Annotated in this window: 27 protein-coding genes and 1 other annotated feature; of the genes, 23 read left to right on the top strand and 4 right to left on the bottom strand. The window is 45.4% G+C overall.

Going from position 1 to position 25270, the window contains the following annotated elements; genetic code table 11:
* Positions 1-23: 23 nt before the first annotated feature.
* The 9 genes from AC4E8A_RS17250 (at position 24) to AC4E8A_RS17210 (ending at position 6401) form a co-directional block, all read left to right on the top strand.
* Positions 24-1475, top strand: coding sequence for an Rne/Rng family ribonuclease (locus AC4E8A_RS17250; protein WP_490194750.1), 1452 nt, complete (start codon positions 24-26; stop codon positions 1473-1475).
* A 150-nt stretch (positions 1476-1625) separates the two neighbouring features.
* Positions 1626-1707, top strand: a sequence feature (ribosomal protein L21 leader region).
* A gap of 13 nt (positions 1708-1720) precedes the next feature.
* Positions 1721-2029: a 50S ribosomal protein L21 gene (rplU, locus tag AC4E8A_RS17245; RefSeq protein WP_490194748.1), complete on the top strand. Its 309-nt coding sequence runs from the start codon at positions 1721-1723 to the stop codon at positions 2027-2029.
* Between the two features lie 12 nt (positions 2030-2041).
* Positions 2042-2377 carry a ribosomal-processing cysteine protease Prp gene (locus tag AC4E8A_RS17240; protein ID WP_490194746.1) on the top strand — a complete coding sequence of 112 codons (336 nt, stop codon included), beginning with the start codon at positions 2042-2044 and terminating at the stop codon, positions 2375-2377.
* A gap of 12 nt (positions 2378-2389) precedes the next feature.
* The gene (rpmA, locus tag AC4E8A_RS17235) at positions 2390-2680 is read left to right on the top strand and encodes a 50S ribosomal protein L27 (RefSeq protein WP_490194744.1); all 291 of its coding nucleotides are present in this window, start codon (positions 2390-2392) and stop codon (positions 2678-2680) included.
* Between the two features lie 372 nt (positions 2681-3052).
* A complete protein-coding gene (locus AC4E8A_RS17230; protein ID WP_490194742.1) occupies positions 3053-3577 on the top strand; it encodes a Spo0B C-terminal domain-containing protein in 525 nt (174 codons plus the stop codon).
* Positions 3578-3638: 61 nt separating this feature from the next.
* Positions 3639-4931: a GTPase ObgE gene (gene obgE / locus AC4E8A_RS17225; protein WP_490194740.1), complete on the top strand. Its 1293-nt coding sequence runs from the start codon at positions 3639-3641 to the stop codon at positions 4929-4931.
* A 29-nt stretch (positions 4932-4960) separates the two neighbouring features.
* Positions 4961-5416 carry an ACT domain-containing protein gene (locus tag AC4E8A_RS17220; protein WP_490194738.1) on the top strand — a complete coding sequence of 152 codons (456 nt, stop codon included), beginning with the start codon at positions 4961-4963 and terminating at the stop codon, positions 5414-5416.
* A gap of 43 nt (positions 5417-5459) precedes the next feature.
* Positions 5460-5600, top strand: a complete 141-nt coding sequence (locus AC4E8A_RS17215; RefSeq protein WP_490194736.1) for a hypothetical protein — start codon at positions 5460-5462, stop codon at positions 5598-5600.
* 30 nt (positions 5601-5630) lie between these two features.
* Positions 5631-6401, top strand: a complete 771-nt coding sequence (locus AC4E8A_RS17210; RefSeq protein ID WP_490194734.1) for a hypothetical protein — start codon at positions 5631-5633, stop codon at positions 6399-6401.
* Here AC4E8A_RS17210 and AC4E8A_RS17205 read toward each other — a convergent pair.
* Complete coding sequence (locus tag AC4E8A_RS17205) at positions 6381-6926, bottom strand: transcription repressor NadR (protein WP_490194732.1); 546 nt, start codon at positions 6924-6926, stop codon at positions 6381-6383. The two genes, AC4E8A_RS17210 and AC4E8A_RS17205, sit on opposite strands and share 21 nt — an antisense overlap.
* A gap of 29 nt (positions 6927-6955) precedes the next feature.
* Complete coding sequence (locus AC4E8A_RS17200) at positions 6956-8092, bottom strand: IscS subfamily cysteine desulfurase (protein WP_490194730.1); 1137 nt, start codon at positions 8090-8092, stop codon at positions 6956-6958.
* A 272-nt stretch (positions 8093-8364) separates the two neighbouring features.
* Here AC4E8A_RS17200 and nadB point away from each other — a divergent pair, with 272 nt between their 5' ends.
* The 3 genes from nadB to nadA are packed head-to-tail and all read left to right on the top strand — an operon-like array spanning position 8365 to position 11884.
* The gene (nadB, locus tag AC4E8A_RS17195; protein ID WP_490194728.1) at positions 8365-9945 is read left to right on the top strand and encodes an L-aspartate oxidase; all 1581 of its coding nucleotides are present in this window, start codon (positions 8365-8367) and stop codon (positions 9943-9945) included.
* Positions 9914-10762 carry a carboxylating nicotinate-nucleotide diphosphorylase gene (gene nadC, locus AC4E8A_RS17190; protein ID WP_490194726.1) on the top strand — a complete coding sequence of 283 codons (849 nt, stop codon included), beginning with the start codon at positions 9914-9916 and terminating at the stop codon, positions 10760-10762. Before nadB ends, nadC begins: the two co-directional genes overlap by 32 nt.
* A 15-nt stretch (positions 10763-10777) precedes the next feature.
* A complete protein-coding gene (gene nadA, locus AC4E8A_RS17185) occupies positions 10778-11884 on the top strand; it encodes a quinolinate synthase NadA (protein WP_490194724.1) in 1107 nt (368 codons plus the stop codon).
* 1613 nt (positions 11885-13497) lie between these two features.
* Here nadA and AC4E8A_RS17180 read toward each other — a convergent pair.
* On the bottom strand, positions 13498-13962 hold the full coding sequence (locus AC4E8A_RS17180; RefSeq protein WP_490198922.1) for a tetratricopeptide repeat protein: 465 nt from the start codon (positions 13960-13962) through the stop codon (positions 13498-13500).
* A 276-nt stretch (positions 13963-14238) separates the two neighbouring features.
* On the opposite strand from AC4E8A_RS17180, the gene safA reads away from it, so the two are divergent.
* The 10 genes from safA to yajC all read left to right on the top strand — a co-directional run bounded on the left by safA (position 14239) and on the right by yajC (position 22994).
* Entirely contained in the window at positions 14239-15672 is a 1434-nt protein-coding gene (safA, locus tag AC4E8A_RS17175; RefSeq protein ID WP_490194722.1) for a SafA/ExsA family spore coat assembly protein, read from the top strand.
* Positions 15653-16657 carry a phosphotransferase gene (locus AC4E8A_RS17170; RefSeq protein ID WP_490194720.1) on the top strand — a complete coding sequence of 335 codons (1005 nt, stop codon included), beginning with the start codon at positions 15653-15655 and terminating at the stop codon, positions 16655-16657. Before safA ends, AC4E8A_RS17170 begins: the two co-directional genes overlap by 20 nt.
* 87 nt (positions 16658-16744) lie before the next feature.
* The gene (locus AC4E8A_RS17165; RefSeq protein ID WP_490194718.1) at positions 16745-17467 is read left to right on the top strand and encodes a YhcN/YlaJ family sporulation lipoprotein; all 723 of its coding nucleotides are present in this window, start codon (positions 16745-16747) and stop codon (positions 17465-17467) included.
* A gap of 168 nt (positions 17468-17635) precedes the next feature.
* Positions 17636-18202 carry a BofC C-terminal domain-containing protein gene (locus AC4E8A_RS17160; protein ID WP_490194716.1) on the top strand — a complete coding sequence of 189 codons (567 nt, stop codon included), beginning with the start codon at positions 17636-17638 and terminating at the stop codon, positions 18200-18202.
* Between the two features lie 204 nt (positions 18203-18406).
* Positions 18407-19015: a Holliday junction branch migration protein RuvA gene (gene ruvA / locus AC4E8A_RS17155; RefSeq protein WP_490194714.1), complete on the top strand. Its 609-nt coding sequence runs from the start codon at positions 18407-18409 to the stop codon at positions 19013-19015.
* A 23-nt stretch (positions 19016-19038) separates the two neighbouring features.
* Positions 19039-20040: a Holliday junction branch migration DNA helicase RuvB gene (gene ruvB / locus AC4E8A_RS17150; RefSeq protein ID WP_490194713.1), complete on the top strand. Its 1002-nt coding sequence runs from the start codon at positions 19039-19041 to the stop codon at positions 20038-20040.
* Entirely contained in the window at positions 20037-20243 is a 207-nt protein-coding gene (locus AC4E8A_RS17145) for a DUF2905 domain-containing protein (RefSeq protein WP_490194711.1), read from the top strand. Before ruvB ends, AC4E8A_RS17145 begins: the two co-directional genes overlap by 4 nt.
* 240 nt (positions 20244-20483) lie before the next feature.
* On the top strand, positions 20484-21512 hold the full coding sequence (gene queA / locus AC4E8A_RS17140) for a tRNA preQ1(34) S-adenosylmethionine ribosyltransferase-isomerase QueA (RefSeq protein WP_490194709.1): 1029 nt from the start codon (positions 20484-20486) through the stop codon (positions 21510-21512).
* Positions 21513-21534: 22 nt separating this feature from the next.
* On the top strand, positions 21535-22674 hold the full coding sequence (gene tgt / locus AC4E8A_RS17135) for a tRNA guanosine(34) transglycosylase Tgt (protein ID WP_490194707.1): 1140 nt from the start codon (positions 21535-21537) through the stop codon (positions 22672-22674).
* Between the two features lie 59 nt (positions 22675-22733).
* On the top strand, positions 22734-22994 hold the full coding sequence (gene yajC, locus AC4E8A_RS17130; protein WP_490194705.1) for a preprotein translocase subunit YajC: 261 nt from the start codon (positions 22734-22736) through the stop codon (positions 22992-22994).
* Positions 22995-23120: 126 nt separating this feature from the next.
* Here yajC and AC4E8A_RS17125 read toward each other — a convergent pair whose 3' ends face one another.
* Positions 23121-23513, bottom strand: coding sequence for a TIGR04086 family membrane protein (locus tag AC4E8A_RS17125; RefSeq protein WP_490194703.1), 393 nt, complete (start codon positions 23511-23513; stop codon positions 23121-23123).
* Positions 23514-23689: 176 nt separating this feature from the next.
* On the opposite strand from AC4E8A_RS17125, the gene AC4E8A_RS17120 reads away from it, so the two are divergent.
* Complete coding sequence (locus AC4E8A_RS17120; protein WP_490194701.1) at positions 23690-24985, top strand: ArsB/NhaD family transporter; 1296 nt, start codon at positions 23690-23692, stop codon at positions 24983-24985.
* Positions 24986-25270: the final 285 nt, after the last annotated feature.

The raw sequence follows: 25270 nt of genomic DNA, 5'->3' as shown, positions 1-25270 counted from the left end.
GCAAGGCAGAAAGAGGCGGTTTGATGGACAGGATTATTGTAAATGCATTGGGCAGGGAAAAAAGATGGGCCCGTCTGCGTGATGGAATAATGGAGGGTTTTCATGTGTATCAGCCTGAAAAAGAATCGATTGCCGGAAACATCTATCTAGGCAGGGTCGACAAGGTTGAAAAAGGACTCAATGCTGCTTTTATCAATATTGGAGAAGGAAAGAATGGCTTTTTGCATATAGATGATCTGCCGGGATTCCTGGCGCTGGATGACACTAAAAGAAAGTCTGCCGATATAAGCAGGCTTCTTCATCAAGGTCAGAAACTTTTTGTTCAGGTGAAAAAGGATCCAGCCGGAACCAAAGGCCCCAGGCTCACTGCGATTGTTGAGTTAAAAGGAAAAACCATTGTCTATCTTCCCGAAGGGCGGTACATCGCGGTTTCAAAAAAAGCCTCCAGCGAGGACCAGAAGAGGAAGTGGAGGCGTTTTGGTTCAAGGATGAAAGAGGACCAGGAAGGCATCCTCTTCAGGACAGCTGCACTTCAGGAAACTGAAACCAGGATTAAAAATGAATTTCTTGAACTGAGAAAAGAATACCATGACTTATATAACGCATCTCTTACTAAAAAAGCCCCTGCCTTACTCCATCGCCGGGATATTATGAAAGAAGATATTCTTGAGGAAATGAAAAAGGTGAAACAGGCAGAGCTGATCGTGGATGATTTCTCATGGAAAGATGAGTTTAGGGCATATCTCGAAAAGAATGAAGCAGCCCTGCCGGGGGAGATCACTCACTACCAGGGCCATGATAATATTTTCAGCCGATATCGTGTGGAAGCACAGATTGAGAAGGCATTGAAAAAAGTGGTCTGGCTTGAAAATGGAGCGACGATTGTCATTGAACCAACCGAAGCTTTGACAGTGATCGATGTAAACACAGGGAAATTCACGGGAAAAAGCGACCTGACACAAACAGTGTTGAAAACGAATGAACTGGCGGCCAAGGAAATTGCGCGCCAGCTAAAAATCCGGAACCTCTCCGGTATCATCCTGATTGATTTTATTGAAATGAAAAACGGACAGCACCAAGCCGACATCATCAATGTCTTAAAGGAGGGACTGAAGGAAGATGGAAAACGGACAACCATCGTTGGTTTCACAGAATTGGGAATCCTTCAGCTCACCAGAAAAAAAACAAAGCCGCCGCTGCTGGAATACATAAGCAGCAGCTGCCGTGCCTGCAGCGGCTACGGCATGGTCCAAAGCGCCGAATCCATGGCCTACAAGCTTGAAAGAGACCTTTACGAACTTTCCGACGAAGAGAAAGTCATCATAGAAGCAACAGAAGACGTCCAGATGGCCTTCAAGGGAGAAAGCTCACATTCCCTAAAAGAGATGGAAAAAGCCATCAATAAAAAAATCGAATTCCAGACAGCCAAAGACAGCCATCCATATTATAAAATCAAAAGATTGGAAAGTAGATAGAAGTGGCAGTGTTTAACCGGGTACCCTGTAACACGGCCAAAAAACTTTTACTAAGTGTAAAGGAATGTTTTAATCCATTCTAATTCCGATAAGCTATTGACACCATTCTTCGATTTATGATAGTATTCTTATGTTATAGTTTTTGTAGCACCCGTGCTACAACCGCTCAAATCAGGCCATAAGCTTTTGTTGAATAACAAAACGCCTGTACTTGGCGAGTCTGAGTTTATAAGGAGGTGCCATTCATGTACGCAATTATCGAAACTGGCGGAAAGCAAATCAAAGTAGAAGAAGGACAATCCATCTACATTGAAAAGCTTGCAGGAAACGAAGGCGAAACAGTTACTTTTGACAAAGTACTTTTCGTAGGTGGCGACAATGCAAAAGTAGGAAGCCCATTGGTTGATGGAGCTACTGTTACAGCTAAAGTCGAAAAACAAGGCCGCGCTAAGAAATTAGTCGTTTTCAAATACAAGCCGAAGAAAAACTATCGTCGTAAGCAAGGTCATCGTCAACCGTACACTAAAGTGACGATTGACAAAATCAACGCGTAAGGCGTTTGATGGATGATTAACGTTTACATCACCAAAGATCCTGGTGGAAGAGTTTCCTCTTTTTCCATGGATGGACATGCAAATTTTGCGCAGAATGGTCAAGATATCGTTTGTGCCGGAGCATCGGCTGTCTCTTTTGGTACCGTTAATGCGATCATGTCGCTGACCGGGGTCGAACCCGTGATTGACCAGTCGCCGGACGGCGGTTACCTTCACTGTGAATTCCCGGCAGATCTGCCCGAAGAAACAGATGAAAAGGTACAGCTTCTCTTACAGGGGATGATTGTCTCTTTACAGACGATAGAACGTGAATATAGCAAGTTTATAAAAATAACCTTCAAAGCGTAGGAGGTGGAACACATGTTAAGATTAGATCTTCAATTTTTCGCATCTAAGAAAGGGGTAGGTTCGACTAAAAACGGTCGTGACTCAATCTCTAAACGTCTTGGTGCTAAACGTGCTGATGGTCAAATGGTTACTGGCGGATCTATTTTATACCGTCAACGCGGTACTAAAATTTACCCGGGAGTTAACGTTGGACGCGGCGGTGACGATACTTTATTCGCTAAAGTTGACGGAATCGTACGTTTCGAGCGTATGGGCCGTGACAAGAAAAAAGTCAGCGTATACCCAGCAGTTAAAGAAGCTTAATGCTTTTTAAAGAAAACTCTAACCGTGTATTCGGTTAGAGTTTTCTTGTTTTATGGCTCTTTTCGCAGCCTTTGTTGCTATCGTATATCAATTTCAAATGATATCCTGGTAATTCAACGGATAAAACCTGGAAAACAGAAAGAAAGAGCTACTCTCCCTTTTTCGAGAGAAAAATCCTGGAATTCAGGGGGAAAATCCGGCTCTTGGGATTTTTCCAAAGCAATAATGTGTGAAACCAGCCTATTTTATAAAGGCGGCCGATCGCCAACAATGTCGATTTACGTCCTTTTTACAGGAATTTTTTTTCGTTCTCCCAATCTTTTCTGATATACTACAAGTATGAAAAGTCCGAATTTTGTAGGGAGTTTTTTGATGAAGAATGAATGGAACCTGGTAGAGGCACTAAGGCATGCCCGCCATGACTGGATGAATAGACTGCAACTGATCAAAGGAAATATGGATCTGGGGAGAATCGACAGGGCCAGGCAGATCATTGAGGAAATCGTTGGAGAAGCTCAGAATGAATCAAAACTCTCTAATTTAAAGCTGCCGAACTTTGCGGAGCTGATGCTGACGTATAATTGGGAGACCCATTTAATCAAGGTGGAGTTTGAAGTGCTTCAAGCAGAAAAGCATGGGTTGGACGATGGACGCTTATCTAAATGGTTTATCGAATTTTTCTCTGTTTTGGAAAAATCGGTCATGGCCTATGCAGAAAACAATTTAGTCATCATCATCAAGATTTCCCAGAATGATGCACGGTTTGAATTGGATTTTAATGGGATAATAGAAGATAAGGGCAAGCTGCAGAATTGGATGGCTCATCAAAGTGAAGTTGTAAACGTGCATACACTGGAAAGAGAAGGGTTTTTAATGTCCCTGCGTTTAAATACATAATCCAAAGAGGCAGAAAAGGAAAAAGAAGATTCCCATGCCTTTTTTTAAGGAGTGAAAATAAATGTTTGTCGATCAGGTCAAGATTTATACAAAAGGCGGAGATGGTGGCAATGGAATGGTTGCCTACCGCCGTGAAAAGTATGTTCCGAACGGAGGTCCCGCAGGCGGTGACGGAGGAAACGGGGCAGATGTCGTATTTGAAGTGGATGAAGGGCTGCGCACGCTAATGGATTTCCGTTATCAGCGCCACTTCAAGGCTCCACGCGGAGAGCATGGAATGAGCAAGAATATGCACGGTCGAAATGCAGAGAACATGATTGTTAAAGTTCCTCCGGGCACGATTGTCAAAGATGACGACACTGGGGAATTGATTGCAGATTTGACAGAACATGGCCAAAGGGCTGTCATTGCAAAAGCCGGACGCGGAGGAAGGGGAAACACCCGCTTTGCCACTCCTGCGAACCCGGCTCCGGAGCTGTCTGAAAAGGGAGAGCCTGGACAGGAACGCTATGTCGTGCTCGAGTTGAAACTGCTGGCTGATGTCGGCCTTGTAGGGTTCCCGAGTGTAGGTAAATCAACCCTGCTCTCCATTGTGTCTGCAGCTAAACCGAAAATCGGTGATTATCATTTTACAACGATTGCGCCAAATCTCGGAATGGTTGAAACGGAAGACGGCCGCAGCTTCGTCATGGCTGACTTGCCAGGATTGATTGAAGGGGCTCACGAAGGTGTCGGACTGGGCCATCAATTCCTTCGTCACATCGAGCGTACCCGTGTCATTGTCCATGTCATTGATATGAGCGGCCTTGAGGGACGCGATCCATATGAGGACTTTCTGACAATCAATGCAGAGTTGAAAGCTTATAACCTGCGTTTGACGGAGCGCCCGCAAATCATTGTCGCGAATAAGATGGACATGCCTGACTCGGAAGAGAACCTCAAGAATTTCAAGGAGCGAATGGAAGAGGACTATCCAGTGTTCGGAATTTCTGCCGTTACGCGCCAGGGACTTCGTGACCTTCTGTTCGCCATTGCTGATAAACTCGAAGAAACGCCTGAGTTTGCCATGTTTGAAGAGGAAGAAGAGGAAACAACGGAACAGCGCGTCCTTTATAAACATGAAAAAGCAGAACAGGAATTCATTATCACAAGAGAACCGGATGGCACTTTTGTTGTCAGCGGTGCAAAAATAGAAAGACTTTTCAAGATGACCGACTTCAGTCGGGAAGAATCCCAAAAGAGGTTCGCGCGTCAATTGCGCACCATGGGAGTCGACGAAGCACTCAGGGAAAGAGGAGCCAAAGACGGCGACACAGTCAGATTGCTTGAATTCGAATTTGATTTCGTGGATTGATGTAAGCATTTTTATTGGGGGAACCGGTTTTGCGAAAAAAACCACAGGACGAAAAGTTTTATTTGGTCAGGGAGGATGTCCTTCCTGATGCCATGAAAAAGACCTTGCAGGCCAAAGAGCTCATCGAGAGAGGGAAAGCCGATTCCGTCTGGGAAGCGGTCCGCAGTATTGACTTGAGCCGGAGTGCTTATTATAAATACCGGGATACTGTCTTCCCGTTTCATACCATTGTCAAGGAACGGATCATCACTTTGTTCTTTCATCTGGAAGACCGCTCCGGGACGCTCTCCTTCCTGCTTGGAGAAGTAGCCAGAAACGGCTGCAACATTCTCACGATCCACCAGACAATCCCGCTGCAGGGAAGGGCGAATGTCACACTTTCCCTTAATGTAGCAGATATTAAGGTTGATATTGAAGAAATGTTGAACAGTTTGCGAAAATTGGAATTTGTGGAAAAAGTAGAAATGCTGGGCTCTGGAGCCTAGCATTTTTTTATCGTGCGAAGAGAAATAGTGACTCGTCGATAGAATGACAAAAGTCGTTGATAGGACCGGCAAACTCGTCGATAGAGCAAGCAATATCGTCGATAGACCGGCAAAAGTCGTTGATAGACCACAGCAACTCGTCGATAGGATCAAAAAAAGAACCACTCCGCCGTCCAGTGCATAAGAGTGGTGAAAATATGGACTCGTTGATAGAATGACAAAAGTCGTCGATAGGATCGGCAAAGTCGACGATAGGCCAAGCAAAGTCGCCGATAGACCGCAGCAACTCGTCGATAGGATCAAAAAAGAACCACTCCGCCGTCCAGTGCATAAGAGTGGGGAAAAGTATGGACTCGTTGATAGAATGACAAAAGTCGTCGATAGGATCGGCAAAGTCGCCGATAGGCCAAGCAAAGTCGTCGATAGACCGGCAAAACTCGTTGATAGAATGACAAAAGTCGTTGATAGGATCGGCAAAGTCGTCGATAGACCAAGCAATATCGTCGATAGACTGGCAAAAGTCGTTGATAGATTACAGCAACTCGTCGATAGGATCAAAAAAGAACCACTCCGCCGTCCAGTGCATAAGAGTGGGGAAAAGTATGGACTCGTTGATAGAATGACAAAAGTCGTCGATAGGATCGGCAAAGTCGCCGATAGACCAAGCAATATCGTCGATAGACTGACAAAAGTCGTTGATAGATTACAGCAACTCGTCGATAGGATCGGTAAAGTCGACGATAGGCCAAGCAAAGTCGTCGATAGAGCGGCAAAAGTCGTTGATAGAATGACAAAAGTCGTCGATAGACCGGCAAAACTCTTTGATAGAACGACAAAAGTCGTCGATAGGCCAAGCAAACTCGCCGATAGACCACCAAAATTCGCTGATAGACCGCCGTGGCCAGTCGATACACATAACCAAAACAAAAAAGGACACCCCCAGAGGGGCATCCTTCATGGCTGCCTAAGACAAAGATTCAATTAAAAATCCTGCATCATTCAAAGCCTTCTCTGCATCGGCCATGGCCTTCTCGTTGGGTGCCGAGATGGTATGAAGGTGGATGCCATCAGTCAGTTCGGAAAGGTAAGAAGCGTTGGTATCATTGATTTTATTTAAGAATTGCTTCACTTCCCTGCGGTTGGACACCATGATGGAAGCTGTGAGGTCTCCGTAGACTTTGTGCTCGATCCGGACATCTTTTACCAAAATGCCGTGGTCGACCAGCAGGTTCAATTCTTCCTCGGTTCTGTCAGGAGTATGTTTGCAGGCGATGGTTCTTTCTACCGTTCCCTCGGGCTGTTTCGGCTGCAGGTACAGGTAGCCCTGGCTTGTCGCGATGATTGGTTCTTCCCTGGCTTTCAACAGGGTGATGTCGCTGACGATGACCTGGCGGCTGACATTTGTGAATTTGGCCAGGTCTCCGCCAGTGATCGGGACTCCTCCATCCCGAAGTTTTGAAAGTATCAGGTTTCTTCTTTCTTCTCCAAGTATTTTCTTGCCTTTTGACATAGAATTTCCCCTCTCCATTAAAACAGAAGCTATAGTTCATAATGAGTTTTTGCAGTATTGGCAAGAGCCTCTACAAGCTCTGTAACATCTTCTATTGTTGTATCTTTTCCAAATGATACCCTGATAAACTCTTTTCCTTCCTCTTCGGAAAGACCAAGGGCCTTTACTGTTTTGGACATAACATGCTGTCCGGTCTGGCAGGCACTTCCTGTAGAAATGCCAAACCCTTTCCTATTACATTCTAACATGACCCACTGGCCCTGCAGGCCTTTTATGCATAAACCGATGACATGCGGCATTTGTGACTCTCCAGGTGCCTCCAGTATCGTCACTGAATCTCCCAACTCCGTTTTTAGGAGGCTGATAAACAATTCCCTCATCTCTACATACTTCTCACGCTGAAAATCATGACAGGCAATCTTAGCAGCAGTGATAAAGGCTGCGATTCCCGGTGTGTTTATGGTGCCGCCCCTCAGACCGCTTTCATGGGACTGGTTGGGGAATATCGATCTTGGCGCGTGCCTCGGATGGATATAGACAGCTCCCACTCCTTTTGGCCCGTAAATCTTATGTGAAGAAATCGATAAGCTGTCCACCATCCCGGCAGCTGCTCTCACATCCATTTTACCAAAAGACTGAACCATATCCGTATGAAAAAGGACCCCTCTGCCTTTGCTAAACTCAGCAATACGCTCAATATCTTGCATCGAGCCGATTTCTCCATTTGCTTGGGCAATAGAAATAAGTATCGTATCCTTTCTAATGGTTTTCTCTAAGAAATCCAGGGGAAGGATTCCATCTTTGTTAAAAGGCAGTTTCGTGATTTCAAATCCCTGGCCTTCCAGGTATCCCATGGCTGAATGGATGGATGAATGCTCAGCAGCTCCTGTAATGATATGCTTCCCCCTCTGTTTGTTTTCAAGCGCAAGTGAAAGGATACCGAGATGATTGGCTTCCGTCCCCCCTGAGGTGAAATAAATGCCTTCTGCCGGAATTCCAAGAATATCACCGAGGCTCTTCCTGCATTCTTGAAGCAGATAATCTGCTTTCGCCCCGATATCATGAAGGCTTGCGGTATTTCCATAAAAGTTACTAGCGGCTTCCATGTAAACTTGAAGCGCTTCCGGATTAATTGGCGTAGTAGCGGCATAATCAAAGTATTTCATAGGGTGTACTCCTTTTTGTAAATGACTTTTTCGATATGAATGCGGCTTTTGAAAAATTCCCATGGTCCGGATTCTTCCACTTGGTACAAGGACTTTCTTTATGTGAATGGAAGAATAGCTCTTTTCTTTTTTGCTTCTCGAGATATTTCTGATGAATCATCCCGATATTTTCCAAAATCCAAAATTTAAATAAGAAAAAACTCTTGTCATTAGTTTAAATATGTGTAAATATATGTGTCAAGACACCTGTAAATAAAGTGGAGGGGTCAGATGTGAAAAAAGCTGACGTTATTATTATCGGAAGCGGCCTCGCAGCCTTGCAGACCGCACGGAAATTAAATACGGATTTGAATGTGATGATTATCACAAAAAGGAGCCGGAGAAGCAGCAACTCCTATATGGCACAAGGAGGGATTGCTGCTGCTGTAGCCAAAGATGATACAGTATCCAAGCATTTTCAAGATACATTGGAAGCAGGCAGAGAGCATCACCAGGAGGAAGAAGTGATGGCGCTGGTGAGTGAAGGGCGTGACATCGTCTTAGAGCTTATGGCAGAGGGTGCACCATTTGACCGGCATAAGGACGGTTCCTTGTGTCTGGGGATGGAAGGAGCACATAGTGAATACCGGATTCTTCACTGCGGCGGAGATGAGACAGGCAGATTGTTAATTGATTATTTATTGAAAACCCTTCCGGATACTATCAACTGGGTCGAGGGGCATATGGTTTTTGACCTGATACTGGACAGTAACGGCAAATGTATCGGAGTTAAGACCCTTGATCAATCAGGAACAGTAGACTCATATCTGGCACCATATATTGTTTTAGCGGCAGGAGGAAGTGGAGGTTTATACTCCTCCACTTCCAATCACCCCACTGTAACGGGGGACGCGTTGGCTTTAGCGTTACGGGCAGGTGCATATGTAGCGGATGCAGAGTTCATTCAATTTCATCCGACCCTTCTGTTTGTGGACGGTAAGACGAGAGGGCTGGTCTCGGAAGCTGTCAGGGGAGAAGGCGCCGTGTTAGTCAACGATGCAGGACAGCATATCATGGAGGGCATGCATCCGTTAAGGGAGCTGGCCCCGAGGCATATTGTTGCACAGCAAATTTTCAACCAAAGACAAATGGGCAGAGATGTCTATTTATCTATTGATTCCATAAAAAACTTTAAAACAAAATTTCCATCCATTACGGCTATGTGCAGAAAAAACGGCATTGATTTGTCCCTTGGAAAAATTCCGGTTTCCCCGGGATGCCATTTCATGATGGGCGGGGTTTTAATCGATTCGGCCGGCAAGACGAATGTCAAGGGACTCTATACTGTCGGAGAGGCTGCATGCAGCGGTGTTCATGGAGCAAACAGGCTGGCGAGCAATTCGCTGCTGGAAGGGCTTGTCTATGGCAGGAGACTCGCAGACTGGATCAACGGCCAAGGGAAACAGTCCTTGCACCATATTTTAGAAGAAAAAGAAAATGAAAGGCGCATCTATGAAAAGAAAACGTTTGAAGTGACAGAATTTCAGGCGAGGATGATGGATTCAGCAGGAATCATCAGAGAAGCTGCCAAACTGCAGGAGCACCTTGAGTGGCTTCAATCCATAGGCTTTCGGTTGGATCAAGATATCGGAAAGCTTCATCCGCATGATATTCAAAAATACTTCATGTGGTTGAACGGCTTGATAATAACCAGGGCAGCTCTTCTCAGGACGGAGAGCCGCGGGGGGCACATCAGGAGTGACTGGAAGGAAGAAGATCCGGTATGGATGAAGAGACGGATCATTCATGTATTAGAAGATGGAGAGATGAGGACGTGGTTGGATGAACAAGTTAAAACTAAAATCTATGCTTGAGCAATTTTTTCTGGAAGACATTGGCGAGGGAGACCTAAGCTCACAGGCATTGTTCTCCGAGGATGATCATAGTACATTTCATTTTATAGCCAAGGAAGACGGCGTTTTCTGCGGAAGTGAAGTCATCAGGATTGGATTCCAAATCATGGATCCGGGTATCGATGTCAACGTCTTTGCTGTTGATGGAGAAAAGATTGAAAAGGGGATGGTGATTGCGGAAGCAGCGGGGGTGTCAGCCGATCTTCTTCAGGCTGAACGGGTGATATTGAATCTGGTGCAAAGAATGAGCGGGATTGCGACACAGACCAGGCTGGCCGTTGATTTGGCAGGCGATTATCCAGGCCGCATTTGTGATACACGTAAGACGACACCGGGCCTGCGGATGTTGGAAAAATACGCAGTCAGGTGCGGCGGGGGCTTCAATCACCGAAGTGGATTATATGATGCTGTCATGCTGAAGGATAATCATATTTCCTTTAAAGGATCCATTGCCGCGGCTGTAAAAGAAGTCAAGAAAAAGCTGGGCCACACAGTAAAGGTGGAAGTGGAAATTGAAACCCGCGAAGGACTTCGCGAAGCGATTGAATCGGGTGCGGATATCATTATGTTTGATAACCGGACACCTGACGAAATTGCCAAGTGGCTGCAGGATGTTCCGCCTCATATCATCACGGAGGCATCCGGTGGGATTCAAATGGAAAATATAGCTGCCTACGCGGCAACCGGTGTCGACTATATCTCGCTGGGTTTCCTGACACACAGCGTCAAAGGACTGGATATCAGCGCAAAAGTGTTGGATCAACCATCGTGGAAATGAAAGGGGTAAATGAGTGTGAGCTTATTGCAGACATTAATGAAAAACACATACCAACTGCCTGAAAAATATAAAAACATGTCCGTTGCGGAGATGGAAGAAAGAGTCAGGGAAATCAAAGCACAGCTAGGAAAGAAGCTGTTCATTCCCGGCCATCATTATCAAAAAGACGAAGTAATCCAGTTTGCCGATACGACGGGCGATTCCCTTCAATTGGCACAGGTTTCCGCTGCGAACAGTGAGGCTGAATATATCGTGTTCTGCGGTGTACACTTCATGGCAGAAACCGCTGATATCCTGACCAATGAAACTCAAAAAGTCATTCTGCCGGATATGAGAGCGGGCTGTTCGATGGCCGATATGGCGGATATCCACCAAACGGAACGGGCGTGGGACACCCTTCAGAACCAATTCGGTGATACAATCCTGCCGCTGACCTATGTAAATTCCACTGCAGCCATCAAATCGTTCGTCGGTAAAAATGGGGGGGCAACGGTGACGTCGTCGAATGCACATAAAATGGTGGAATGGGCCCTGCAGCAAAAGGAAAGGATCCTGTTTCTCCCTGACCAGCATCTCGGCAGAAACACAGCTGCCGATCTTGGCATCGCTTTAGAAGATATGGCTGTCTGGGATCCGATAAAAAATGAATTGATTTATAAAGGGGACGCAGACCGGATGAAAGTCATCCTTTGGAAAGGCCACTGTTCAGTCCACGAAAACTTCACCTTGAAAAATATAGCGGACGTCCGCGAACGGTATCCTGAAATGAAAATCATCGTTCATCCAGAATGCCGCAGGGAAGTCGTCGAAGCATCGGATGATAACGGCTCAACAAAGTATATTATTGAAACGATCAAAGCTGCGGCACCGGGAACCTCTTGGGCAATTGGAACGGAAATGAATCTCGTTAAAAGACTGATGAATGAGCATAAAGATAAAAATATCATTTCCCTGAATCCCAATATGTGCCCCTGCCTAACAATGAACAGGATTGATCTTCCACACCTGCTGTGGTCTTTGGAAAACATCGTGGATAACAACCCGGAAAACATCATTAAAGTCGATGACGAAGCAGCACATAATGCAATCCTGGCACTTGACCGCATGCTGGCAAGAGCATAGGAAGTTAGAGGGTCAGCCCGGTAGCGGGGCTGACCTGTTTTTGTTTTTATGGGCACTTTTTCAGGAAAGCGGGACTGTGTTTTTGGAGCATGCTCCAGCGAATGGATGGGGATCGGCACTTGATCACTGGGCAAGAGGGGGTTGTAGTCGCGAATAGCCTGGAATTGGGACAGAAATCCAGAGCAGGAGGGGGGGGTAGTCGCGAATAGCCTGGAATCGGGACAGAAATCCAGAGCAAGGGGGGATTTTAGTCGCGATTAGCATGGAATCGGGACAGAAATCCAGAGCAAGAGGGGATTTTAGTCGCGAATAGCCTGGAATCGGGACAGAAATCCAAATCAAGAGGGGGTTTTAGTCGCGAATAGCATGGAATCGGGACAGAAATCCGGAGCGGGAGGGGGTTTTAGTCGCGAATAGGCTGGAATCGGGACAGAAATCCAGAGCAGGAGGAGATTTTAGTCGCGAATAGGCAGGAATCGGGACAGAAATCCAGAGCAGCAATAGGTTTTAGTCGCGATTAGGCAGGAATCGAGACAGAATTCCAGGGAAAGAGATGATTTTAGTCGCGATTAGGCTAAAATCGGGACAGAAATCCAGAGCAGAAGTAGCTTTTAGTCGCGACTAGCCAGGAATCGGGACAGAAATCCAGAGCAGAAGTAGCTTTTAGTCGCGACTAGCCAGGAATCGGGACAGAAATCCAGAGCAGGAGGGGGTTTTAGTCGCGAATAGGCTAAAATCGGGACAGGTATCCAGAGCAGGAGTAGTTTTTAGTCGCGAATAGCCTGGAAACGGGACAGAAATCCGGAGCAAGAGGGGATTTTAGTCGCGAATAGCCTGGAATCGGGACAGAAATCCAAAGCAAGAGGGGGTTTTAGTCGCGAATAGCCAGGAATCGGGACAGAAATCCGGAGCGGGAGGGGGTTTTAGTCGCGAATAGCCAGGAATCGGGACAGAAATCCAAATCAAGAGGTGATTTTAGTCGCGAATAGCCAGGAATCGGGACAGAAATCCAGAGCAGGAGGGGGTTTTAGTCGCGAATAGGCAGGAATCGAGACAGAAATCCAGAGCAGGAGGAGATTTTAGTCGCGAATAGCAAGGAATCGGGACAGAAATCCAAATCAAGAGGTGATTTTAGTCGCGAATAGCCTGGAATCGGGACAGAAATCCAGAGCAAGAGGGGATTTTAGTCGCGAATAGCCTGGAATCGGGACAGAAATCCAAAGCAAGAGATGATTTTAGTCGCGATTAGGCAGGAATCGAGACAGAATTCCAGGGCAAGAGATGATTTTAGTCGCGATTAGGCTAAAATCGGGACAGAAATCCAGAGCAGAAGTAGCTTTTAGTCGAGATTAGCCTGGAATCGGGACAGAAATCCAGATCAAGAGGAGATTTTAGTCGCGAATAGCCTGGAATCGGGACAGAAATCCAAATCAAGAGAAAATTTCAGTCCGATATTCCATCACTAAATCCAAAAAATTGATATATCCTGATGGAATCAAGGCTGGTATTCCCTAGCAATACCTAAGAACCGTTGACTTCATATGGAATCAACAAGCAATTCATCTCAACCCCTCATTAAACAGTCATTACATTTTGGAATCTCTTCTAAGCCCCTATCGCCAAACTCCATCAATATCCTGACTATAAAACCTCAAGGCTTTCTCATACTTCTGGATCCACTGATCAGAAGAACTAGAAAGAACAGTGGTCAGCATCAGGGTGAGGGATTCTTTATGGTCTCCCATGTTATAAAGAATCATGGCGTAAAAGACCTTTAAAGCCGAATTCTCAGGAAACTCGGTAAGCCCCTTTTCCAAAACATCACGGGCAAACCGATATTCTCCAATGCAGCGATAACTGCTGCCGAGTTGGATGAATGCCGCCTCACGCACTTCCCCTTCAACGCCGTTTTCCAAAGCACGGCGGTAATAGGGAATGGCAATGGCCTCAGCCCCCAATGCATCATTGACTGCTACGCATTGAAAGTTTATTTCCGGGTCGTCGGGAGATTCAGTTACAAGTTTCTCAAGCATTACTATCGCTTCTTCGTATTCTTTATTCCTAATTTTTACTTTCACTTTTTCCAACGTAGGGAAACCTCTTAAGATATGTGGTTTATCAGGATCGTACCATCCTCAAGAATAAACTGAAAGCAACATAGTGAAAACTGACTTTTATGGACGCCAGCCAGAGTCTTGAAACAAATTGGGGAATTATTGAAATACCCAGTGCTGGACTCCCTCCAAAGGTATATTTAATTTTTATCATTCATAAGTATTTGTGTAGATTGTTAGCACTTTGCCTATTTATTGACATAGGATATATAGACTTATGCCTGAGGAGGGGAATAAATAGTGAAAATCCATATCGTACAAAAAGGAGATACTCTTTGGAATATCAGTAAAAAGTATGGAGTGAATTTCGAAGAGCTAAAGAAAATGAATGCCCAGCTGTCCAATCCTGATATGATTATGCCTGGTATGAAAATAAAAGTTCCGACATCAGGCGGGATGGTAAAAAAGGAAATGGCAGTGAAAAAAGAAATGCCGAAAGCAGAGCATCCTTTTGCTCAGCAAAAGCCGGTTGCCATGCCGGTGCAAACACCTAAAGAAGCCGTTAAGCCAAAGAAAGAAATGCCTGTTAAGGAAATGCCGAAAAAGCCATATACACCGAAAATGCCTCAGCCAGTTATCCCGGAGATCGATATTAATAATTACTACATGATGAATATGGCGAATATGCAAATGCAGACACAGCCGCAAGCACCGAAAGCACCAAAGGCACCAGTGATGCCGAAAGCACCGAAAGTACCAAAAGCTCCAGTGATGGGCGAATCAGAAAAGGCTCCACAAAAGATGCCGAACATTCCAAAAGCGCCTACGCTGCCAAAACTACAAGACATGCCGGACACTGTTGCAGGTGTCCAGGATGAACAAAGTCCGGGGGGACCACAAATGCAAATGCCTTATCCACAACAGCCAATGCAGGAGTATTGCTACCCTGTTTCACCTGTACTGCCGGGAACCGGTCTGGGTCCGATGCAAGGAGGATACCCAATGCAAGGGGGATACCCAATGCAGGGAGGATATCCAATGCAAGGAGGATACCCGATGCAGGGCGGTTATCCTATGGAACCAATGGGTCAGGTTCAAGGGGCTTCCATGATGCCTCAGGGAATGCCTGGTATGCAGCAAATGCCGATGGGGTACGATGAAGAATCCTCTTCGTTCATGCCTTATATGCCGCAACAGCAAATGGGAGCTCCGATGGGGAATCAAATGATGGGACCAATGGGTTCACCTTCAGCTGTAGCCGGGGTACAAGATGATGGTTATCCTGCAGCTCAAATGCCGATGGGAGGCATGCAGCCGCAAATGGGTCCAAATCCAGGAATGATGGGACCTGCTGGGTGTTATCCAGTATCACCGGTAATGCCGGGAACAGGGTTTGGAAATCCAGGTATGATGTCACCGGCCGGATATGGAAATCCAGGACCAGGTTATGGTAATCCTTATGGGCAGATGCCTCAGGTCCAAGGAGCCATGATGGAAGAGTCGCCAGGTATGTATGGCGGTGCACCAATGCAGCAAGGAGGATGCGGTTGTGGAGGTCCTTCGCCGATTGGTCAGTATGGACCGGGACCTGCTGGAATGCAAGGGATGCCTCAGGGCCAAGGAATGATGTCTCCATACGGACAGGGAATGATGCAGCCTGGAGCAGGGTATCCGGGAATGTACGGACCGGGTCCGTTCGGCATGCCGCGCTTTGATGATGATTTTGAAGACTAAAGATAAAGGTGGAGACGGTTTTCAGAATCGTCTCCTTTTCCTATTAGAAGAGGCACTTGGAGATAAATATATTCGGCTGAAAAAAATAAAAGAGGGCAAATGGGCCGTGCAGACCGGGAAAGAAAAGTGGTTTCTTAAGCTTTATCCAACCAGCCAAAAGTTCCGGGTACAGAAAAGGGTGACAGAAACTCTTCGGCAGGAAGGCTTATTAAACATTCCTGGGTATCATCCAATTCATGAAAACAGCGAAGACATGGAAATCGAAGGGAAAGTTGCCGGTTTGACTGAGTGGATCGATACAGACGAAATGTTTACTTATCATTCATTCAGTGAAAGACAAAGCGCGCTTTCAATCTTGGGAGAATTTCATCATTCCTCTCAAAAAATCTTAATGGAAAGAGAAATTATTCTGTCTCTGCCTGAACAGAAGCTGGTGGAAAAATGGACCCTGAGGCTGGAAGAATTCATTCGTAATAAGGGGAAGTTAAGTATTTATATACCGCCTGCCATGATTGATACTTATATACGAATCGGCCAAAAATCCCTTCAGGGTGTCGTGTTATATGGTTTTTCTGAAGAACGTTGTCTTCTCCATGGAGATTTGGCCCATCACAACTTCCTTCGTGATGTTCACAATGAACTGCATATTATAGACTTGGATTTGATTGCGAAAGGACCTAGCGAAATTGATTATATCCAATTTGCAAACAGGATTCTCCCCTTTTTCAACTGGTCACTCGCTAAGCTTTGGGAACACGAGCCTTTATCAGCTTTTAAAGAGAACCAGCCCTTTTTATATGGCATCCTTTTTCCATCGGATGTTTTCAGGGAGTGGAACCGCTTTTTCAGGGAGGGGCCGGTTTATCAGAACAACGTCTGGCAATATCTGATGGAAATGACGGTTAAACAGTTTCATCCTAGAATGGTGTACTGCCGGGACATCCAAGACCAAATCCAAAAACAGGAGAGGCGCCCAGCTTTTTAAGTATGGATGACGGAATCATCCTGCACCTATTTCCGCAAGCTAACCAAGAGCAACCATGCTCAAAGTTTGCGGAAGAAGGTGACTTCATTGCACAAGAAGCTTTTGCTTATTCCTATATCTGCCATGTTCCTTGGTGCCTGTAATGGTGCAGAAAATGCTGCTGAGGGGCAAAACGAAAATGTATACGAACCCATGGGTTTCTACTCAAATCAAGGACATGGGAATGACCGGAATGAAGATAGAGATGGCCCTCTGACAGAGTGGTATGATCATTCACTCGGCCAGGAAGGACAAGCCATCAGAGAAGGCAAGAGACAATACCTTCAAGTGAAAGATGAGGATGGGAATCCGCAAAACCCTTCCAAACCTTTAGCGGGAAATGATCAGAACTTTTTCCTGAAGGATGAAAGGGCAAGTCACAGTGATGCTAATTATCATGGTCACCTTGACGACAATACACGAAAAGCAAAACAATCTTATTACACTGCTTATGAGGGAGACCTTGCTGAAAAGATCGGTGACGTAACGGCATCGGTTGAAAACGTGAACGATGTAAGGTCTGTTACGTATGGGACGGATGTGCTGATTGCAGTGGACTTGGACGACCACAGCCGATTTGAAGAAACCAAGAGAAAAATCGAGAGAGCTGTCGAACCGTACCTAAATGGACGGACCGTCACAGTAGCTGCTGATGAAGGAACTTTCAGCCGTCTGAGAAACATTGACAACGATTTACGTGACGGCGGACCGCGGGAAGCGATCCAAATGGATATCCACGACATTATTAGGACCATAAGAGGCGAAGGATAAAGCGGGGAAGCTGATTCCTCGCTTTTTTTTATGTAGTCAAGGAGAAAATTATTCCTGTAAGGGATAGCATTGTTAAAAAATGGTCAGACTATTACCAGTAATGTTAGAAATGTATCCGTATACCGGCAGGGGAAAAGAATTTAAATATTTTAGTATGAGGTGATCACGATGACGGTTAAAATTCGAGTCGTGTTTATGGTGTTGCTTCTGATTGGTGCATTTTATTTCACATTCTTTCATGATGATGGAAAAATGGATAAAGAAGCAGCAGATAATCCAGCGGCAGAACAAGCAGATGCTGCTCATGATCCTGCGGTCCATACAGTGGATGTCATTTTGGAACGGGTTTATTTGGATGGTGAGGTAAGCGAGGAAATCAAATCGGAAACTATTTGGTCAATGGAAGATTTCTGGGCAGGGTATGCTGCATGGGAACTTGTGGACATGTCTGAAGATCAGGTGGTATTCAGACAGTCTATTGATGATATTTCTCCATTGATGAAAACGAACGGATATTTCGGGATTTCGGATGACGGGGTGCTTTCCATCTTTAACGGGAAACCTGGCCAGTCTGAAATCATTCAATCTTTTTTTCAAATAGATATTAAAAGACTTGAAAGCAAACAACATGATGAACTTGTTAAAGGGATACCTGTCAAATCAAAACAGAGCTACGAGCAGGTCATCCAAAGCTTTCAGCCATATTCCCTGAATGATGAAGCTTCTTTTGAGTAAACCGGCTGTAATATATGGCCGGTTATTTTTTTATAGGCAGTCCCGCTCAAAAACCGATGCTAAATGTTGACAAGTTGTTTCTTTCTCCCGTTTTTTTGTTAAAATAAGAACAGATGTTTTGGCCAGTGTTTCTGACGTGATCAGAACGCCCGATTAACATATTCTTATGGTACAATGTAGTGATTAAGGGAGAGAAGATAAGACATGTATGAATATATAAATGGAACGGTGAAAAGAGTGGGGCCGGAATATGTGGTTCTTGAAAACGGAGGGATCGGGTATCAGATTTTCACCAGCAACCCGTTTCTGTTTTCTAAATTTGAAAATCAAAGTACCACAATCTATACATATCAGCATGTGAGAGAAGATATCCTGGCTTTGTATGGATTTTTGAGTATGGAAGAAAAACTGTTGTTCATTAAGTTATTGAATGTATCGGGCATCGGTCCCAAGGGTGCTCTAGCCATTCTTGCATCCGGTGCTCCTGAACAGGTTATTTCCGCTATCGAAGGCGAAGATGAACGGTTTTTGACTAAGTTTCCGGGAGTCGGGAAGAAAACGGCAAGACAGATGATCCTTGATTTGAAAGGGAAATTACAGGATGTTGTCCCTGACTACTTTCCTAACCTGTTTCAAGAAGGGAAGCACCAGCCTGTTTCCGGCAGCGATGAATTGATCGAGGAAGCAGCTCTTGCTTTGAAGGCGCTTGGCTATTCCGAGAGGGAAATCAAGAAAGTGACGCCGAAGTTGGCCTCAGAAGGCAAATCGACTGATGAACTGATAAAAGAAGCCTTGAAATTGTTGTTGAAATAATCTTGAGAGAGGAGGAGGAGCAGATGGAAGAAAGAGTTGTGTCTTCAGAAGCAGAAACCAGTGACCATTCCTTTGAACTTTCTTTGAGACCCCAGACGATAAGTCAATATATAGGACAAGATAAAGTAAAAAATAATTTAAGTATTTTCATCGAGGCAGCGAAGATGAGGCAGGAAACGTTGGATCATGTCCTCCTTTACGGTCCTCCGGGTCTGGGAAAAACAACGCTGGCCGCAGTCATAGCCAACGAGATGGGCGTGAATTTAAGGACCACATCCGGGCCGGCAATTGAGAGGCCAGGAGACCTTGCGGCTATTTTGACCTCTCTGGAACCAGGAGATGTCCTGTTTATTGATGAAATACACCGGCTTCCCCGTTCCATTGAAGAAGTGCTTTATCCTGCGATGGAGGATTTTTGTCTTGACATTGTCATCGGCAATGGCCCGAGTGCCAGATCAGTCCGCCTTGACCTGCCTCCATTCACATTGGTGGGCGCCACTACAAGGGCAGGTGCGCTGTCTGCACCGCTTCGAGATCGTTTTGGGGTTTTATGCCGCCTTGAGTATTATAATGAAGAGCAGCTTCGGGAAATCGTGATCCGGACGTCAGATATATTGGGTACTGTCATTGACGGACTGGCATCAGTGGAGCTAGCAAGGAGATCCAGGGGGACACCGAGGATTGCGAATCGCTTGTTAAGAAGGGTGAGGGACTTTGCACAGGTAAGAGGCAATGGGGAAATCACAACCGACCTTGCCAGCCATGCCTTGGAATTGCTTCAGGTTGATAAGCTTGGGCTGGATCATATAGACCATAAATTACTCATGGGTATCATTGAAAGGTTCAGAGGCGGACCGGTCGGACTTGATACGATTGCTGCAAGCATCGGTGAGGAATCCCATACGATTGAAGATGTTTATGAGCCCTACCTGCTGCAAATCGGTTTCTTACAGCGGACTCCAAGAGGGAGAGTCGTGACCTCTTCTGTATACGAACATTTTGGTTTGGAGATTCCCAACCCATGACCGGGCTGCCAAAGATTATGATGGTTGCAGGTGCGATTCTCTTGATTCTAGGTTTTCTGATGGCCTTTACCAAGCTGGGAAGACTGCCTGGGGATATCATCATCAAAAAAGAGAATTCCACATTCTATTTCCCGGTGATGACCTCCATCATTGCCAGTGTTGTGTTATCATTGATTTTTTACATTATCGGCAGATTCAAGTAAGATCTTTTTTGGGATTGCTGCGTTAGGGCGATAAAATAATATCGGCCTGCATCACTTCGCCGGTTCTCTTTATCTCGCCCCCCTCCGCTGCGTAGGGCGTTGGACAGCTGCTTGCGCCTTTTGGTTTAACGTCCGTCCAGCGTTGCTGCACACTAGGGATGGAGACCTATTATTTCTTGAACAGCAATTAGATTCGCAAAAAAAGGATATGCATAAAAATAAAAAAGTAAGGTGAGAACTTTGAAGGTTGAAGATTTTGATTTCCATTTACCGGAGGAATTGATTGCACAGACACCTCTGGAAAAACGTTCAGAAAGCAGACTGATGGCAATCGACCGGAAGACGGGAACTCTAGAGCATAAGAAATTCAAGGACATTACCGGCTTCCTGAAAGAAGGAGACTGCCTGGTATTGAACGACACCCGTGTCCTTCCAGCCCGTTTATTCGGAATTAAAGAGGATACAGGTGCCAAAATTGAGGTTTTGCTCCTCAAACAAGAAGAGGGAGATAAATGGGAGACTCTGATCAAACCTGCCAAAAGGGTAAAGATTGGGACCAAGATCTCGTTCGGGGAAGGGAAATTGACGGCGGTTTGTACTCAGGAGAAGGAACAGGGCGGCAGGGTCTTGGAATTTCATTATGAAGGTATTTTCTATGAAGTTCTGGATGAACTCGGTGAAATGCCCCTTCCTCCGTATATCAGTGAAAAGCTGGAAGACCAGGACAGGTACCAGACGGTATTTGCGCGTGAAAGGGGATCTGCTGCTGCTCCGACAGCTGGACTTCATTTTACAGAAGAACTGTTGGATGAAATCAGGGCAATGGGCGTCCATGTCGCCTTCATTACTTTGCATGTGGGACTGGGGACATTTCGTCCAGTATCGGTCGATAGCATTGAAGAGCATGATATGCATTCGGAATTTTATCAAATTACCGAAGGCACAGCACGCCTGCTTAATGAAGTCAAAGAAAGCGGGGGCCGCATCATCACGGTCGGCACCACTTCAACAAGGACTCTTGAAACAATTGCTTCCAGGCATGGCGGCAGGTTCGCTGAGGAGAATGGCTGGACGGATATCTTTATCTATCCAGGCTATGAGTTCAAGGCGATTGATGGGCTTGTGACCAATTTCCATTTGCCGAAGTCGACATTGATCATGCTGGTCAGTGCTTTTACAAGCAGGGAGATCATTCTTCATGCATACAATACAGCTGTAGAGGAAAAGTACAGGTTTTTCAGCTTTGGCGACAGCATGCTGATCCTGTAAACATTGGAAGGAGTTAGACGATTTGACTGCAATTCGTTATGAACATATCAAAACTTGTAAACAAACGGGAGCTCGTTTAGGCAGGGTGCATACCCCTCACGGCTCTTTTGACACCCCGGTCTTCATGCCTGTAGGGACATTGGCTACAGTAAAGACCATGTCACCGGAAGATCTGAAATCAATGGAAGCAGGGATCATCCTCAGCAATACCTATCATCTTTGGCTCCGTCCGGGACATGAGATTATCAGGGAAGCAGGCGGCCTGCATAAATTCATGAACTGGGACCGTGCCATTCTGACTGATTCAGGTGGATTCCAAGTGTTCAGTCTTAGTGAATTCCGGAAGATTGAAGAAGAAGGGGTCCATTTCCGAAACCATCTCAATGGGGATAAATTGTTCCTGAGCCCCGAAAAGGCGATGGAAATCCAAAATGCCCTTGGTTCCGACATTATGATGGCGTTTGATGAATGTCCTCCGTATCCTGCTGAGCATGATTATATGAAACGCTCTGTGGAAAGAACGTCAAGATGGGCAGAACGCTGCCTTGAAGCGCATCAGCGTCCTCAGGACCAAGGATTGTTCGGGATTGTCCAAGGGGGAGAATATGAAGACCTGCGCCGCCAAAGTGCGAAGGATCTGGTTTCTCTTGATTTCCCTGGCTATGCTGTCGGCGGGCTCTCTGTTGGAGAACCAAAGGATGTCATGAACAAGGTACTGGAATTTACCACACCATTGCTGCCGGACAACAAGCCAAGGTACCTGATGGGTGTAGGTTCTCCTGATGCTTTGATTGACGGGGCCATCAGAGGGATTGACATGTTCGACTGTGTATTGCCTACCCGTATTGCGAGAAACGGGACCTTGATGACGAGCGAAGGGCGTTTGGTCGTGAAAAATGCCAAATTTGCAAGGGATTTCAGGCCGATCGATGAAAATTGCGATTGCTACACATGCCGTAATTATTCGAGAGCTTATATCCGTCATTTAATTAAATGTGACGAATCCTTTGGGATTAGGCTTACGACTTATCATAATCTTCATTTTCTGTTAAAATTAATGGAGCAAGTCAGACAAGCGATTCGAGAAGATCGTCTGGGGGACTTTAGAGAAGAATTTTTTGAAGCATACGGATATAATCGTCCGGATGCCAAAAACTTCTGATTTAGGGATGTTCTTCTTTTATAAGAATACACATCCTAAACCGGAAAGGAGGTCATGGAATGGATACTTTTGCTACTTTAATACCTTTATTGCTGATGTTCGTACTTTTCTATTTCTTGCTGATTCGCCCTCAGCAAAAACGCCAGAAAGCCGTTCAGCATATGCAGAATGATCTGCAAAAAGGTGACAAAATCGTTACAATCGGTGGATTGCATGGTTTTATCGATGCAATTGAAGAAGGTACAATCGTTGTAAAATGCGGAGATGGAAGCCGTCTTACATACGACAGGAACGCTGTCCGAGAAGTAATCAAAGCCTAATGGAAAAGCCCCGCATTCATGCGGGGCTTTTGTCTGTTAAGGAACTGAATATTTTCATCCTTACACTGTCTTTCTGCCTGGATATTCACCGTCAGGCACCGACAAGGTACTTGCGTTCTTATTATGTTAGGAAACTTTTCCACCACTAATATTGACGCCAAGGATTCCGCCCATCATACAGGTGATGATAAAGCAGCCATGATAGATGACCTGTTTCATGGAAAACAGTGAATCAAAGCCTAAATACTGAAATAAAAAGACCCCCATGGAAAAGATAAATCCGGTAAGCCCTCCAAGGACCAATCCTTTTTCCTTCCCTTTTCCTCCCGACATGAATCCGCCGATGAACAACCCCAGGAATGAAATGATCGTTACCGCCAGACTGATTGAATTTTCTTCAAGACTCGTGAAACGAAGCAAAAGAGCAAATATTAAACTTGCTGCAATGGCAATGACCAGAATGGTCCCTGTACCATACAAAATCGCGCTTCCCATTTTCTTGGCTTCTATCGTCTCCATCTCCCCTCTGTTCAAAAACAGTAAAATTGCAAGTTTCTCCTAGTACAAGCATATTCCTGAAAGAAAAAAATAGACTATAATTTTTGCCGGCCAAGCATCATACAATGGTAAAAGCAGACAAGCTGAAGAGCTTTGATTCCCTGGATTAAACATAGGATCTTAAAGGAGAGGGATGAATGTCACCCTTTATCATATTGACCGTATTCATTGCCGTCTATATTTTATTGATTACTGAGAAATGGAACAGGATTTTGGCCAGCATGTGCGGTGGAGTGGCGATGCTTTTGATTGGAGCATTTTCAATCGAAAAAGCGTTGTTCACTTATATAGACTGGAAAACCATAACTTTGTTGTTTTCAATGATGCTGATTGTTACAGTGACAAGCAAAACAGGTTTCTTTGAGTTTCTCGCAATCAGGCTTGCACAGGCAGTCAATGGAAACGGATTGGCGCTGCTGGTCTTGTTTTCACTTCTCTCTGGAGTGGGATCAGCCTTTTTAGCCAACGTAACCATCGCCATGCTTCTTGTCCCGATACTGTTTACCCTTACAAAGGTTCTTGATTTGCCGCCGCTTCCATTTTTGGTCATGATGATTCTGGCTTGCAATATCGGGGGAACTGCTACTTTAATTGGAGATCCGCCCAATATGATGATTGGACAGGCGGTTGACCATTTTACCTTCAATGCTTTCCTGCAAAACCTTCTCCCTGTTTCGGCTATGATCCTGCTTATTACGATAATCATCATAAGCTTGATTTATAAAGACATTTTGATTGTAAAAGAAGATAAAAAATTATTATTAAGAGGAATCGATGCAAAGAGGTATCTGAAGAAGAATAAAGGCCTAATGGCTTCCATCAGCGTCCTATGCTTGGTCCTCCTTGGATTTTCTTTACATCCCGTCCTCCATCTTGATGTGACGTCGGTAGCATTGGCAGGGGCGGTCTTGATCATGCTGCTGCTGGAAAAGGTATATGACCCTGAAGAAGTGTTAAAGGAAGTGGAATGGGGGACGTTATTTTTTTTCATAGGTCTATTTTTGCTTGTAGGCGGGATTGAAGAGGCGGGCTTCATTGATGAAGCGGCAAGGGAGATCATAAAGCTGACTGAAGGGGATATGAAGACCACCGCTTTTGCCATCCTCTGGGGAACAGGGCTGCTTTCTGCAGTTGTCGACAATATCCCTTTCGTAGCAGCGATGATACCTGTCATTCACGAGTTCCAGGAATTTGGGATGGTCAACATGGATCCTTTATGGTGGTCGCTTGCACTGGGTGCCTGCCTCGGCGGCAACGGGACCCTGCTTGGTTCATCGTCCAACCTTGTGATAGTCGGACTTGCTTCCAAAGAAAACGTTCATATCAAGTTTTATCAATACCTCTTAATCGGCATTCCGATTACACTGATATCACTGGCAGTGTCAACCGTATATGTCTACTTTAAATTTATTCTGCCGTTCTTGGGAAGCTAAGGGAAGCTTGGAAGCACTAAAAGGAGCAATGTTGGAAAAACAAGGTATGTGGTGCTTTTAGTTTTTTTATGACCTGCATAAAAGGCGTCCTCCTTTGGGATCTGCTCTGCAGTTGAACCCGGGCAGGCTCGTTTAAGCTCCTGCCGCCAAGGGTCCGTCCCGGTTGAACGGATCTCCCTCGAGAATTCACTTTTAAGACCCAAGAGGTTCTCACACTTCAGTCATTTTGATAAGTCATCATGAATCGCTAAAGTTCTTCATGATTCCTTTATCACATGCAAGAGC

The sequence above is a fragment of the Bacillus sp. SRL337 genome, assembly GCF_984799155.1.
This window is presented reverse-complemented; position numbering and strand designations above follow the sequence as displayed.

Bases quoted from the DNA above. Each gene is read 5' to 3' on its own strand.
- AC4E8A_RS17200 (WP_490194730.1), bottom strand. From the start codon at position 8,092: ATGAAATACTTTGATTATGCCGCTACTACGCCAATTAATCCGGAAGCG.
- ruvA (WP_490194714.1), top strand. From the start codon at position 18,407: ATGTATGAATATATAAATGGAACGGTGAAAAGAGTGGGGCCGGAATAT.
- obgE (WP_490194740.1), top strand. From the start codon at position 3,639: ATGTTTGTCGATCAGGTCAAGATTTATACAAAAGGCGGAGATGGTGGC.
- rplU (WP_490194748.1), top strand. From the start codon at position 1,721: ATGTACGCAATTATCGAAACTGGCGGAAAGCAAATCAAAGTAGAAGAA.
- AC4E8A_RS17215 (WP_490194736.1), top strand. From the start codon at position 5,460: ATGACAAAAGTCGTTGATAGGACCGGCAAACTCGTCGATAGAGCAAGC.
- AC4E8A_RS17250 (WP_490194750.1), top strand. From the start codon at position 24: ATGGACAGGATTATTGTAAATGCATTGGGCAGGGAAAAAAGATGGGCC.
- AC4E8A_RS17170 (WP_490194720.1), top strand. From the start codon at position 15,653: ATGATGATTTTGAAGACTAAAGATAAAGGTGGAGACGGTTTTCAGAAT.
- AC4E8A_RS17205 (WP_490194732.1), bottom strand. From the start codon at position 6,926: ATGTCAAAAGGCAAGAAAATACTTGGAGAAGAAAGAAGAAACCTGATA.
- AC4E8A_RS17160 (WP_490194716.1), top strand. From the start codon at position 17,636: ATGACGGTTAAAATTCGAGTCGTGTTTATGGTGTTGCTTCTGATTGGT.
- AC4E8A_RS17125 (WP_490194703.1), bottom strand. From the start codon at position 23,513: ATGGAGACGATAGAAGCCAAGAAAATGGGAAGCGCGATTTTGTATGGT.
- AC4E8A_RS17210 (WP_490194734.1), top strand. From the start codon at position 5,631: ATGACAAAAGTCGTCGATAGGATCGGCAAAGTCGACGATAGGCCAAGC.
- nadC (WP_490194726.1), top strand. From the start codon at position 9,914: ATGAACAAGTTAAAACTAAAATCTATGCTTGAGCAATTTTTTCTGGAA.
- yajC (WP_490194705.1), top strand. From the start codon at position 22,734: ATGGATACTTTTGCTACTTTAATACCTTTATTGCTGATGTTCGTACTT.
- AC4E8A_RS17145 (WP_490194711.1), top strand. From the start codon at position 20,037: ATGACCGGGCTGCCAAAGATTATGATGGTTGCAGGTGCGATTCTCTTG.
- rpmA (WP_490194744.1), top strand. From the start codon at position 2,390: ATGTTAAGATTAGATCTTCAATTTTTCGCATCTAAGAAAGGGGTAGGT.
- AC4E8A_RS17120 (WP_490194701.1), top strand. From the start codon at position 23,690: ATGTCACCCTTTATCATATTGACCGTATTCATTGCCGTCTATATTTTA.
- ruvB (WP_490194713.1), top strand. From the start codon at position 19,039: ATGGAAGAAAGAGTTGTGTCTTCAGAAGCAGAAACCAGTGACCATTCC.
- AC4E8A_RS17240 (WP_490194746.1), top strand. From the start codon at position 2,042: ATGATTAACGTTTACATCACCAAAGATCCTGGTGGAAGAGTTTCCTCT.
- AC4E8A_RS17230 (WP_490194742.1), top strand. From the start codon at position 3,053: ATGAAGAATGAATGGAACCTGGTAGAGGCACTAAGGCATGCCCGCCAT.